This is a genomic window from Reyranella massiliensis 521 (assembly GCF_000312425.1).
GTDB classification, from domain to species: Bacteria; Pseudomonadota; Alphaproteobacteria; order Reyranellales; family Reyranellaceae; genus Reyranella; species Reyranella massiliensis.
The window spans coordinates 4,996,647-5,009,409 of the sequence record NZ_HE997181.1; the positions used below are offsets into that span (position 1 = coordinate 4,996,647).

Here is a 12,763-nt window from a genome sequence, read left to right on the forward strand (position 1 = left end):
GCCTAGCCTCCCGTTCCTGCGAGTTCGCCAAGCGTGCTGACGATGGTTCGTCGCGAGAGCTCGACCTTGAACCTGTTGTGCTTCCCGGCGGCAGCGTCCTTCATCGCGATGGCGCCGGCCGCCTCAAAAGCGTCCTTGTCGGGCACGACACCAGCCATCATTGCTTCGGCGTCGGCTGCTTGCCAGGGCTTGTGGGCGACGCCGCCCAAGGCAAGACGCGCCTCGCGCACCCGCCCGTCGACGGTATCGAGGACGGCCGCGACCGAGACCAAGGCGAAGGCATAGGAGGCTCGGTCTCGCACCTTGCGATAGGTCTGCCTGCCCGCCGGGGGTGGCGGCAGGACGACACCTGTGATGAGGTCGCCCGGCAACAGCGTCGTATCGCGTTCCGGGGTCGTGCCGGGCAGACGATGCAGCTCGGAGACCGCCAGCTTGCGCGTCGCCCCTTCGGCGCCCTGCACCTCCACCTCCGCGCGCAACGCAGTCATTGCAACGGCCATGTCCGAGGGATGCACGGCAATGCAGGCGTCGCTGCCGCCCAGAACCGCGTGCATGCGATTGTATCCCTCCAGGGCAGAACAACCGCTGCCGGGCGCGCGTTTGTTGCAGGGCTTGGACACGTCGTAGAAATACGAACAGCGGGTGCGTTGCAGCAGGTTGCCTGCCGTCGTCGCCTGGTTGCGAAGCTGGGCCGACGCGCCATTGAGCAAGGCCAACGCCAGCATGGGATAGCGCCGTCGCACATGTTCGTTGGTCGCAAGATCGGCGTTGCTGACGAGCGCGCCGATCCTGAGGCCGCCTCCGGGCGTTTCCTCCATCTCCCTCAGAGGTAGACGAGAGACATCGACGAGATGCCGAGGACGCTCGACGTCGACCTTCATCAGATCCAGCAGGTTCGTCCCGCCGGCGATGAAGTAGGCCCCCTGCTGGCTGCCGGCCTGGACGGCGCTTGCGAGATCGTCGGGGCGCTCATAGCTGAATGGCCTCATGTTGCACTCTCTTTGGCGTCGATAATGGCCGCAACGATGTTGGGGTAGGCGGAACAGCGACAGATGTTCCCGCTCATGCGTTCACGAATCTCTTCCGGCGTGACGCGAGGAACGCCGACCATGTCCGCGCTGACCATTGACGGCACGCCCTTCTGCACCTCGGCCAGCATTCCGACTGCCGAGCAGATCTGGCCCGGCGTGCAGAAGCCACATTGGAAGCCGTCGTGCCTGACGAACGCATCCTGCATCGGATGCAGCTCCTCCCCGTCGGCCAGGCCCTCAATGGTGACGACGCGATCGCCGTCGCGCATGACGGCAAGCGACAGGCAGGAGTTCATGCGGACGCCGTTCACCAGCACGGTGCAGGCGCCACATTGGCCGTGGTCGCAGCCCTTCTTCGTGCCGGTGAGATTGAGGTGATCGCGCAGCGCATCGAGCAAAGTCGTGCGCGGGTCGACGGCGATGTCGCGTGGCTGATCGTTGACGGTCAGGCGCACTTTTGCGAGAGCGCCGTCGTCGCCGCTTTCCTGCCGCGGCGGCGGGGCGCTAGTCTGAGGGGCGCCCGTCTGGGCGGCGAGTTCGCGCCCGAATACGGCGGTGACGACAGCGGCGACACCCAGCACTCGGCGGCCGATCGCGGAGGGAAGATTGATCATGGAAGGCGAACGACCCGGCGTCGGGGTTCGTTGCATGCCGTGGCGATCGTCACAGGTGTCGGCAACGAGTCGCGTGCCGGCTCGTTCCTCGTGTCACCATGCGTAAAGACCGGCTCGCTTCCTACCGCGCGATGCGTGACTTCAGTCGGACGGACGAGCCGTCCGGGAAGGGCACCGTCGGCGCAGCGAAGCAGCTCCGCTTCGTCGTCCAGCGGCACGATGCGACGCGGCTGCATTACGATTTCCGCCTGGAGCTCGACGGCACGTTCAAGTCGTGGGCGGTGACCAAGGGGCCGTCGCTCGATCCCACGGTCAAGCGCCTCGCCGTGGAAGTCGAGGACCATCCTCTAGATTATGGGGATTTCGAAGGCACGATCCCCAAGGGGCAGTATGGCGGTGGGACCGTGCAGCTTTGGGATCGCGGCTACTGGATCCCCGAAGGCGATCCCCACGAAGGGCTGAAGCGCGGCGATCTCAAGTTCACGCTGGTCGGCAGCCGGCTGGAAGGGAGCTGGGTGCTGGTGCGCATGCGCTGGGACCGCAAGGCCGGCAAGGGCAGCCGCAAGCGGATCAACTGGCTGCTGATCAAGCATCGCGATGCCGCGGCCCACGAGGGCGACGACGACGCGATTCTAGACGACCCAAAATCGATTGCGTCAGGCCGGACGCTTAAGCAGATCGCACTCGGTACCGGCAAACCTCCGACACCGTTCATAACGGCAAGGAACAAGAACGCGAAGGCCGCAGGGAAGCAGGCGGCGAAAGTCCGCAAGGCCGCGTCGATGCCGCGCTTCGTCGAACCGCAGCTTGCCAAGCTGGTGAAGCGGGCGCCGTCGGGAGCTGGCTGGGCGCATGAGGTGAAGTTCGATGGTTACCGATTGCAACTCAGAGTAGAGGATGGCGAAGCTGTACTGCGTACTCGCAAAGGGCTGGATTGGACGGGGAAATTTACGACTATCGCGCGGCAGGCCGAGAAGCTTCCGGACTGCATCATGGACGGCGAAGTGGTGGCGCTCGACCGTCACGGCGCGCCCGATTTCTCTGCACTTCAGGTCGCTCTTTCCGAGAGCGACTCCAAGAACCTGATCTACTATGCCTTCGACTTGCTGTTCGTCGAAGGCGAGGATTTGCGGGCCCTGCCCTTGGTGGAGCGCAAGGCGCGGTTGCAGGACGTGCTGACGGGGCTGAAGACCAAGCATCCGGGCATTCGCTATGTCGACCATTTCGAGACCGGCGGAGATGCTGTGCTTCAGTCGGCCTGCCGCATGCATTTCGAGGGGATCATTTCCAAGGAGCTCGCGGCGCCATATCGCTCCGGCCGCGTCGGCAGCTGGACCAAAGCCAAGTGCCGGGCCGGCCACGAGGTGGTGATCGGTGGCTGGACCAGCGAAGGCAGGAGGCTGCGCTCGCTGCTGGCGGGCGTGCATAGGGGGAAGAAGCTCGTCTATGTCGGACGCGTCGGCACAGGATTTGGCGCGGCCGTCATGGGCTCGCTGCTGCCCAAGCTGCGCGACCTGGAAAGCGACACCAGCCCCTTCGCGGCAGGCGCAAGCCCACCCAAGGAAGCCAACATGCATTGGGCGCGGCCCGAGCTGGTGGCCGAAATCGAGTTCGCCGGCTGGACCGGCGGAGGGAATGTGCGTCAGGCTGCCTTCAAGGGGCTGCGCGCCGACAAACCGGCTGACGAGGTCGAGGCGGAGAAGCCCGCCAAGCCGGGGAAGACCCGAATGGCCAAGCCAACGTCGACCAAACGCAAGTCGCGCACGACCGTGAAATCATCGAGCGCGTCGGGACGCGCCATCGTGAGGGGGGTGTCGATCTCTCATCCCGACAAGCCGATGTGGCCGGACGAAAAGCCGCCCGTCACCAAGCTCGAGCTCGCCCGGTATTACGAGACCGTGGGCGACTGGATGATCGATCATCTGCAAGGTCGCCCCTGCTCCATCGTGCGGACGCCGGACGGCATCGACGGACAGACGTTCTTTCAACGTCATGCCATGGCTGGTTCCTCGCACCTGCTCGAGGAAGTGAAGGTCAAAGGCGACAAGAAGCCTTACCTGCAGATCGACCGGGTCGAAGGTTTGATTGCGGTGGCGCAGATGGGCGGCACGGAGCTGCATCCCTGGAACTGCCAGCCCGGCAATCCCGAGCTGCCGGGACGGCTGGTCTTCGATCTCGATCCCGGTCCCGACGTGGCATTCTCCGCGGTGATCGCGGGTGCGCGGGAAGTGGCGGATCGGCTGGAGCCGCTCGGGCTGGTGCCCTTCTGCAAGACGACGGGCGGCAAGGGGCTGCATGTCGTGGTGCCGCTCACCTCTGATTCCAAGAGCCCCGACTGGGATACGGCCAAGACCTTCGCCAAGGAGATCTGCCGCCGCATCGCCGAGGACGAACCGGAGCGTTATGTGATCAACATGGCGAAGAAGGAGCGGAAGGGCCGCATCTTCCTCGACTACTTACGCAACGATCGGACCTCGACCGCGGTGGCGCCGCTGTCGTCGCGGGCGCGGCCGGGCGCCACGGTCTCCATGCCGCTCGAATGGAGCCAGGTGAAGGCAGGACTCGATCCTGCGAAGTACACCGTGCGCACGGCGCCGGCGCTGCTGAAACGCAGCAAGCCATGGCGCACCTACGCGAAATCGGCGAAGCCGCTCCGCGCGGCGATCGAACGTCTCCTGAAGATGAAAGGATAAGCGCCATGGCCAGACAGAAGGGACTGAGGCCGACCTGGGAAGGCCGTCTGCGTCTGTCGCTCGTTACGTGTCCGGTTGCGCTGTATACGGCGACGGAGCGCAGCGCGGACATTCATTTCAACCTGATCAATCCGAAGACCAACAACCGCATCCGCATGCAGACGGTTGATGCCGGCACGGGCAAGGCCGTCGATCGTGCCGACCTGGTGCGCGGCTTCGAGGTGTCGAAGAACAAATACGTATTGCTCGACAAGGAGGAACTGGACGCGGTGCGCCTGGAATCGACGCGGACCCTCGACATCGAGGAGTTCGTCGATGCTGCCGGCATCGATCGCATCTATTGGGATCAGCCCTATTACCTCGCGCCGTCCGGCAAGACAGGCATCGAGGCCTTCTCCGTGATCTTGGCGGCGATGGTGCGGCAGAAGAAGGTCGCGCTGGGTCGTGTCGTGATGCATCAACGCGAGCGCATCTGCGCGCTGGAGCCAAGGGGCAAGGGCATCCTGCTCACGACGCTGCGCACGCACGACGAGATTCGCGATGCTTCCGAGGTCTTCGATCGCAGCCTGCCCAAGCCCGAACCGCGCATGCTGCAGATCGCCGAGAAGATCATCGAGCAGCAGGAAGCGGAGTTTCAACCGGGACGCTTCAAGGATCGTTATGAGGATGCCTTGCGCGACCTGATCGCCCGCAAGAAGAAGGGCGAGACCGTGACGACGGCAGCGCCGGAGGAAGACGAGGAGAAGGTCGTCGACCTTATGGAAGCATTGAGAAAGAGCCTGAAGGGCGGTGGCGGGCCTTCGCGCGAGAAGACCGAGCGCTTCCTCGAAGCCCATGGCCGCCGCGCGAAAACGAAGCCCAAGGGCAGGAGCCGTCGCAAGTCGGCCGCCCGCAAACGCGCGGCCTAGATCGTCGCCACGTCTTGGCTGTCCGGGCTTGGCGGGTTTTGTTACACAGGTCGGTGTAATGTAGGCCACGGTCCTGATGCGCGGTCGCCGACCATCGGCCATCTCGAAGGCCATCTGGACCGCGTGGGATCGAGGGGCGTAAAAGGCACCGCCATGCGGGCCTTTTCTTCATATGACGTGATCGTAGTGGGTGGCGGCCATGCCGGCTGCGAAGCCGCGGCGGCAGCCGCGCGCCTGGGCGCCCGCACCCTGCTCCTGACCCATCGGGTCGAGACCATCGGCGAGATGTCGTGCAATCCGGCCATCGGCGGCCTGGGCAAGGGCCACCTGGTCCGCGAGATCGACGCCCTGGACGGCATCATGGGCCGGGCCATCGACCGGGCGGGCATCCAGTTCCGCACGCTGAACCTGTCTAAGGGGCCAGCCGTGCGCGGGCCCCGCGCCCAGGCCGACCGCAAGCTCTATCGGGCGGCGGTGCAGGACTTGCTGGCCGAGCAAGCCAACCTCGATATCCGGGGCGAAGCCGTTGCAGATATAGTTCTGGATGCAACTGGTGCGTGTGCCGGCGTTGTCACCGAATCCGGTGATGAGATCAGTGCCGGGCGTGTGATCCTGACGACGGGCACGTTCCTCCGCGGCCTGATCCATATGGGCGAGACTAAGATTCCCGCCGGCCGCGTGCGCGGCAACGGTCGGGACGATGTGATCGAGCAACCGTCGACGGCGCTTGCGCAGACGTTGCATCGCCTCGGCTTCGCGTTGGGACGCTTGAAGACCGGCACGCCGGCACGGCTGGATGGGCGGACAATAGATTACGCGTCGCTGGACCAGCAGGACGGCGATGACCCGCCGCAGCCATTTTCCTACCTGACCGATCGCATCACCACGCCGCAGATTGCCTGCCACATCACGACGACCACGCCGGCGACGCACGAGATCATCCGCGCCAACCTGCACCGCGCGCCGATGTATTCGGGCCAGATCGAGAGTGTCGGTCCGCGCTACTGTCCGTCCATCGAGGACAAGGTCGTGCGGTTCGGCCATCGCGAGCGCCACCAGATCTTCCTCGAACCCGAGGGGCTGGACGACGACACGGTCTATCCCAACGGCATTTCGACCTCGCTTCCTCAGGAGGTGCAGCTCGCGATGCTGCAGACCATTCCGGGGTTGGAACGCGCGACGATGCTGCGCCCGGGATATGCCATCGAATACGACCATATCGACCCGAGGGAGCTTCACCCAACCCTGGAGACGCGGCGGGTTCCGGGCCTCTACATGGCGGGCCAGATCAACGGCACCACGGGGTACGAGGAGGCCGCCGCCCAGGGGCTGATAGCCGGGCTGAACGCCGCCCTCGACAAGCCTTTCACTGTCGACCGTGCCGATGGCTATCTCGGCGTCCTGATCGACGACCTGGTGTCGTTGGGGGTGACCGAGCCTTATCGGATGTTCACGTCGCGCGCCGAGTATCGGCTCTGGCTGCGGGCGGACAATGCCGACCAGCGCCTGACGCCGCGGGGGCTGGAAATCGGATGCGTCGGTTCCCGCCGGGCCGAGATGTTTCACGTGAAACAACGGGACCTGGAGACGGCGCGCGCTTTGGCCGGTAGCCTGCGGTTCAGCCCGTCCGTCCTGGCAAAGAAGGGCGTTTCCATCAATCAAGATGGCGTGGCCCGCTCGGCGCTGGACCTGCTTGCCTATCCGGATATCGACTGGGCGCGGCTGGGGAGCCTGTGGCCGGAGCTGGCGGGCGTGGCGCCGGAGATCGCCGAACAGCTCACCATCGATGCGCGCTACGAGGGCTACCTTGCCCGGCAGCGCCAGGACATCGCCGCCTATCGTCGGGACGAGGCGTTGGAACTTCCTCCGAACCTGGACTATGGCGCCATCGGCAGTCTGTCCAACGAGGTTCGGCAGAAGCTCCAGGATGGGAAGCCGGCGACCCTGGGTCAGGCCGCCCGGATTTCCGGCGTGACGCCTGCGGCTCTCGTTGCCCTCCTGAAGCACGTCCGTCGCCGGGCCGCCTAGGCCATGGCGCCCAAACAGGATCCCCTGGCGGATGTTTCACGTGAAACACGCCGCCGCCTGGAAGTTTTCGTCGAAACACTGGAGCGCTGGCAAAAGGCCATCAATCTGGTCAGCCGGAACACACTGGATGGCGTTTGGAAGCGCCATATTCTGGATTCCGCCCAGGTCGTGCCCCTGATTCCCGCGACCGCCGAAACGCTGGCCGATCTGGGAAGCGGCGGCGGGTTTCCGGGCCTGGTCATTGCGGCGATGCGCCCCGACCTTCGGGTGACGCTGATCGAATCGGATGCGCGCAAGGCCGCGTTTCTAGGTGAAGTTGGCAGGCGTATGGGGTTGGAAAACCAACCGAAAATCGCCATTTCTCGTATAGAGGTGGCTCCGCCGGCCGCAGCGGATATCGTAACGGCGCGTGCATTGGCACCAATGAAACAATTACTCCATTGGGCGCAGCGTCACCGAAAGGATACCGCTATTTGCCTTTTCCACAAGGGGAAGGACTGGCAGACGGAAGTCGAGGAGGCCAAGAAGGAATGGGATTTTTCGCCCGAGCCTATCGCCAGCGTAACAGACCGTGACGCCGTCATCCTTCGAATCGGCTCCTACCGAGCCACCGCCTCCGGCGCCCCCTCAGGCTCCTGAAACGCCTCCAAAGGCGTTGGCGGCTCCCCAGATCTTCGCGATCGCCAATCAAAAGGGCGGCGTCGGGAAAACGACGACTGCGATCAACCTTGCCACGGCTTTGGCCGCTGTCGGCGAGAAAGTCCTTTTGATAGACTTAGATCCCCAGGGAAATGCCTCCACGGGACTAGGGGTAGGCCGAAATGAGCGCTCACCCGGATCTTATGAATTCCTGCTGGGGCTGAACCCGCTCGGCGAATGCGTGCGAAGCTCGCAGATCCCCGGTCTGGAGGTGATGCCCGCTTCCGTCCAGCTGGCGGGTGCAGAGATCGAGCTGATCGACATGGACGACCGTGAGCATCGTCTCGATCAGGCGCTGAACAGCCCGGGCGGCGAAGCGCGCCAGCGCTGGAATATCATCCTGATCGACTGCCCACCGTCCCTCGGTCTGGTCACCCTGAATGCCTTGGTTTCCGTCGACGCCGTCCTCGTTCCGCTGCAGGCGGAGTTCCTGGCGCTCGAAGGCATCGGCGCGCTGGGCAACACGATCGAGCGCGTGAAGAAGAGACTCAACCCTAAGTTGCACATCGCCGGTGTCGTCCTGACCATGGTCGACCGTCGCATGACGCTCAGCCAGCAGGTCGAGGCCGACGTGCGCGGGCACTATGGCGAGCTGGTCTTCGGAACGACCATCCCGCGCAACGTCCGCATCGCCGAAGCGCCCTCGCACGGCATGCCGGTGCTGATCTACGACAATGCCTGCGCCGGATCGCAGGCCTATATCCTGCTGGCGAGCGAGTTCATTCGCCGTCGCCGCACCATCGCAGAAAAGGCAGAACAAAAGGCCCCGCATGAGCCAGCCTCCTAAGTCGCGCGGCCTCGGCCGCGGCCTCAGCGCGCTCCTCGGCGACGATGAAGTCGCCGCTGCCGTCGCCCCGCCCCCCTCGTCGCCGCCACCTGCCGCGCCGCCCGAACCCGCGGTCAAGGAAACCGCGAGCGCGGCCCCCAGCCGGACGCCCTTCACCTTGCCGATCGGCCAGCTCAAGCCCGGCAAGATGCAGCCGCGTACCAGCTTCGAGGGCATTCAGCAGCTCGTCGAATCGATCAAGGAATTCGGACTTCTACAACCGATCCTTGTAAGGCCGCTGGGCGATTCGGCCGACGCCTACGAAATCGTTGCCGGCGAACGGCGCTGGCGGGCGGCTCAGCTCGCCCAACTGCACGACGTGCCGGTCGTCCTGCGCACCATCACCGACCAGGATGCCCTGCAGATCGGCCTGATCGAGAACCTGCAGCGCTCAGATCTGACGGCCATCGACGAGGCCAAGGGCTACCAGCGCCTGATTACCGACTTCAAGCAGACCCAGGAAGAAATCGCCCGCACCATGGGCAAGAGCCGGCCGCATGTCGCCAACACGCTGCGCCTGCTCGACCTGCCCCCGACGATCCAGGAGATGATCAAGGACGGCGATCTGACGGCCGGCCATGGCCGCGCCCTGATCGGCCTGCCCGACCCGCTGGCGTTGGCCCGCCGCGCCATCGACGAAAAGCTTTCGGTGCGCGACCTCGAAAAGCTCGGCGGCGAGGAAAAGCAGACGCCGCAACGCAAGGGTGGCAAGCCGAACGGCAAGTCGCCATCGACGGACTCTGCCAAGAGCGCCGACACGCGCGCGCTCGAACGGCGCATCGAAGAGGCGCTCGGCCTCAAGGCCGACCTGAAATTGCGCGGCCTTGGCGAGCAGAGCCTGCTCACCCTGGAGATCCGCGACTTCGACCAGCTCGACACGGTCGTGGACAAGCTCACGCGGCGCTAGTCGACGCCCCGGTTTGGCGGGAACGCGTAAGAACTCCGAAAGAGAAACGCCGGAAAGCAGCCCCCTTCCGGCAGTGAAATGTCCTCGCTCCAAACAGAGCAATGGAGGACACGATGATGAAGACGATTTCCGCGTGGATCGTGGTTGCGGTGGCGCTGCTGGCGCCGGCAGCCGCGTTTGCGCAGTCGAGCGACGCCGCCTACTGCAGCGCGCTGGCTGCCAAGTATGAAAAGTACCTCAACCAGAACGTGCATCGAGGCATCCAGTCGCAGAGCCTCGAAGCCCGCAGCTCGTTCGAGCAGTGCAAGGCGGGAGACCCTATCGGCATCGCCGGCCTCGAAAAGGCGCTCAGGAACGCAGGCTACGACCTACCGCCCCGGAGCTGATCGCCTGGCAGGTCTCCGACAACAGGAATCCAAGGCCATGAATGGTGTCGATCCTCGCCGTCGCGTTCGCATCGCCAAAGAGCTTGCGCAACCGGCATAAATAGACGTCGAGCGCGCCGTCGCTCTGATGTCCATGCTTGCCGAATATCTGGTTGGCCAGGGCCTCGCGCTTGATGACGTGGCCCTGGTTGCGCATCAGCAGCTCCAGCACCTCGAGTTCGCGTGCCGGCAAAGACTGTACTTCGCCGTCGACCTTGAGGAGACGATTGGCGACGTCCAGCGTCACGTTGCCGGTACGCAGAACCTGTTCCGTGGGCGCATCGACCCGGCGAAGCACTGCATGCAACCGTGCGACGAGTTCGTCCATGGCGAAAGGCTTCACGAGATAGTCGTCGGCCCCGCTCTGGAGGCCGACCATCCTGTCGTCGAGACCATCGCGTGCGGTCGTGACAATGATCGGCAGCGCGCGCGCCGACGACCTGAGCGTTCGCAGCAAATCGACGCCCTCGCCGTCCGGCAGGCCGAGATCCAGCACGACGGCGGAATACTCGATTGCCGCAACCGCCTTTCGCGCGGCTCCGACCGTATTCACTTCGTCGGTGCTGAAGCCCACGCGCACCAAGCCCTCTGCGACCAGCCGGCAGAAGGCGACATTGTCCTCGACAACGAGAATCCGCATCGACGCGCTCCACCTCCGAACTTCCTTGTCGCCGTCCGGGCCATGCTGCGCGCGGCACCTGACGGCTCCCTTACAGTCAAAGGGCGGCTGGCCGGCCTGGCCGAATTATCAGCCAGGTAATCGACGCGACCGCCGCAGGGGCGCACCTCTCCAGGACAAGCTTGGGAGAGTTCCATGTCCGCGTCGTCTACCTCTGGCCTGTCCGCCCGCACCCAACGCATTCTCGAAGCGCCGGTCCTGCCGTTGCTGCTGACCCTGGCCTTGCCCAATATCGGCGAGGCCGCCGCACGCATCACCTTCCTCACGGCCGATGCGCTTTTCGTCTCCTGGCTGGGCAGCGATGCCCTGGCGGCCGCCGCGGTCGTCTTTCCCCTGTTCCTGATCCTGCAGACCGCGACCGCTTCGGGCATCGGCTCCGGCGTCTCCTCCTCCATCGGTCGCGCGTTGGGGGCCGGGAATGCCGAACGTGCGCGATCGCTCGCCGGTGTCGCCGTCGCCATCGCGCTGGTCGGTGCAGCCCTCACCACGGCGCTGATGCTCCTGGTGGGCCCCCGCCTCTATGCAGCCATGGGTCTGGCGTCGGGCGCCCTCGAGATGGCCGCGCTTTACAGCGCCGTGATGTTCGGTGGTTCGGGCTTCGTCTGGGCGATGAACCTGCTGGCCAATGTCTCGCGCGGCGCCGGCAATATGCTGGTGCCGGCCTTCGCCATCGCTATCGGCGAACTCTTCCACCTCGCGCTGTCGCCCCTGCTGATCCTCGGCTGGGGGCCGGTGCCGGCGATGGGCATCGTCGGTGCCGGCATCGCGGCCATTGCAGCCTACGCCGTCGGCACGATGGTTCTCGTGCTCCACCTCGTCTCGCGGCACGCGCTCGTCCGACTGGAGCGCCGCAACTGGAGGTGGCGTGGCGGCGAAGCGAAGGAGATCCTGAGCGTCGGCGCGCTGTCGGCGGCAAGTGCGCTTGCTTTCCAGATCACGACGTTCCTGGTCGCGGGGCTGATCGCCGGACTGGGCAGCACCGCGATCGCCGCGTACGGCGCGGCCAACCGGCTGGAGTTGCTGCAGTATCCCATCACCTTCGCCTTCGGTGCGGCTGTCATCACGATGGTCGCGACGGCGGCGGGCGCGCGGGATTTCGCGCGGGCGCGGCGGGCCGCCTATACCGGGGCCGCTGTGGCCGGCGTCATCGGCCTGATCTTCTCCGGCATCGCCTTGGTCGGCGGAGGCTGGATGAGCCTGTTCACCGCCGATCCTTCCATCCGGGCGGCTGGCTCGCTCTATCTCCTGGGTCTCGCCGCGGTGTTCCCGCTGACCGGGGTCGGGCTCGCCTGCTACTTCGCCTGCCTCGCCATCGGCTATGTGACGGGGCCGTTCCTGCTGGCCGTCGCGCGTGTCGGCGTGGTCGTCGTTGGCGGCTGGGCGGCGCTGCAGCTTGGCGGCGGATTGATCGGCATTGCGCTCGCCAGTGCCGCGGCCTTCGCGTTGTTCGGGGGCGGCGTCTTCCTGTTGGCGCGCTGGCGTTTCAATACGTTGGCAAAACACTGAAACAGCCGCGCCAGCGGACACGTGGAAGGAACCAGCCGCGGCATCACGCGTTTGCCAGATCATGGCAAGCGAAACACTTCACGAGGATCCGGCCGCTCTCGGTCCGGAGGTCATCGATCGTCACCGCGCGATCGTCTCTCTCATGGAAGAGCTCGAGGCCGTCGACTGGTACGACCAGAGAGCCAAGGCCACTGCGAATCCCGAGTTGCGCGCCATCCTCGAGCACAATCGCGACGAGGAGAAGGAGCACGCGGCCATGGCGCTGGAATGGTTGCGCCGGTCCGATCCTGTGCTCGACAAGCATCTGCGGACGTTCCTGTTCAAGGAAGGGCCGATCACCGAGATCGAAGCGAACATGGAAAGCAGTACGGAGAGCAAAGCCGAAGAGGCCGCCCCTGCGGGAAGCCTCGGCATCGGCAGCCTGCGCCAGCGGCGGGGGAAGTGACG

Annotated in this window: 12 protein-coding genes; 9 read left to right on the forward strand and 3 right to left on the reverse strand. The window is 65.2% G+C overall.

All coding sequences use genetic code 11. The annotated features are described in order from the left end of the window. Nucleotides 1–2: 2 nt before the first annotated feature. Nucleotides 3–989 (reverse strand): FAD binding domain-containing protein, encoded by a 987-nt coding sequence (locus tag BN60_RS24355; RefSeq protein ID WP_020698790.1) that lies wholly within the window; start codon nt 987–989, stop codon nt 3–5. Next, on the reverse strand, nt 986–1,645 hold the full coding sequence (locus BN60_RS24360) for a 2Fe-2S iron-sulfur cluster-binding protein (protein WP_020698791.1): 660 nt from the start codon (nt 1,643–1,645) through the stop codon (nt 986–988). The genes BN60_RS24355 and BN60_RS24360 overlap by 4 nt, the downstream gene beginning before the upstream one ends. A 98-nt stretch (nt 1,646–1,743) precedes the next feature. Between BN60_RS24360 and ligD the strand changes: the two genes are divergently transcribed. From ligD to BN60_RS24395, 7 genes are all read left to right on the forward strand, one after another. Then, entirely contained in the window at nt 1,744–4,338 is a 2,595-nt protein-coding gene (gene ligD / locus BN60_RS24365) for a DNA ligase D (RefSeq protein ID WP_020698792.1), read from the forward strand. Between the two features lie 5 nt (nt 4,339–4,343). Then, nucleotides 4,344–5,246, forward strand: coding sequence for a non-homologous end joining protein Ku (gene ku, locus BN60_RS24370; RefSeq protein WP_020698793.1), 903 nt, complete (start codon nt 4,344–4,346; stop codon nt 5,244–5,246). Between the two features lie 153 nt (nt 5,247–5,399). Continuing rightward, complete coding sequence (gene mnmG / locus BN60_RS24375) at nt 5,400–7,274, forward strand: tRNA uridine-5-carboxymethylaminomethyl(34) synthesis enzyme MnmG (RefSeq protein ID WP_020698794.1); 1,875 nt, start codon at nt 5,400–5,402, stop codon at nt 7,272–7,274. A 3-nt stretch (nt 7,275–7,277) separates the two neighbouring features. Then, nucleotides 7,278–7,913: a 16S rRNA (guanine(527)-N(7))-methyltransferase RsmG gene (gene rsmG / locus BN60_RS24380; RefSeq protein WP_020698795.1), complete on the forward strand. Its 636-nt coding sequence runs from the start codon at nt 7,278–7,280 to the stop codon at nt 7,911–7,913. 16 nt (nt 7,914–7,929) lie between these two features. Beyond that, nucleotides 7,930–8,760 (forward strand): ParA family protein, encoded by an 831-nt coding sequence (locus BN60_RS24385; RefSeq protein ID WP_020698796.1) that lies wholly within the window; start codon nt 7,930–7,932, stop codon nt 8,758–8,760. Next, a complete protein-coding gene (locus BN60_RS24390) occupies nt 8,744–9,706 on the forward strand; it encodes a ParB/RepB/Spo0J family partition protein (protein ID WP_020698797.1) in 963 nt (320 codons plus the stop codon). Before BN60_RS24385 ends, BN60_RS24390 begins: the two co-directional genes overlap by 17 nt. A gap of 113 nt (nt 9,707–9,819) precedes the next feature. After that, on the forward strand, nt 9,820–10,092 hold the full coding sequence (locus BN60_RS24395) for a hypothetical protein (RefSeq protein WP_148283519.1): 273 nt from the start codon (nt 9,820–9,822) through the stop codon (nt 10,090–10,092). Here the strand turns inward: BN60_RS24395 and BN60_RS24400 are convergent. Next, nucleotides 10,055–10,771 (reverse strand): response regulator transcription factor, encoded by a 717-nt coding sequence (locus tag BN60_RS24400; protein WP_020698799.1) that lies wholly within the window; start codon nt 10,769–10,771, stop codon nt 10,055–10,057. The two genes, BN60_RS24395 and BN60_RS24400, sit on opposite strands and share 38 nt — an antisense overlap. 174 nt (nt 10,772–10,945) lie before the next feature. Between BN60_RS24400 and BN60_RS24405 the strand changes: the two genes are divergently transcribed. After that, nucleotides 10,946–12,316 carry an MATE family efflux transporter gene (locus BN60_RS24405; protein ID WP_020698800.1) on the forward strand — a complete coding sequence of 457 codons (1,371 nt, stop codon included), beginning with the start codon at nt 10,946–10,948 and terminating at the stop codon, nt 12,314–12,316. Between the two features lie 61 nt (nt 12,317–12,377). Further along, nucleotides 12,378–12,761, forward strand: coding sequence for an encapsulin-associated ferritin-like protein (locus BN60_RS24410; protein ID WP_020698801.1), 384 nt, complete (start codon nt 12,378–12,380; stop codon nt 12,759–12,761). Nucleotides 12,762–12,763 lie beyond the last annotated feature (2 nt).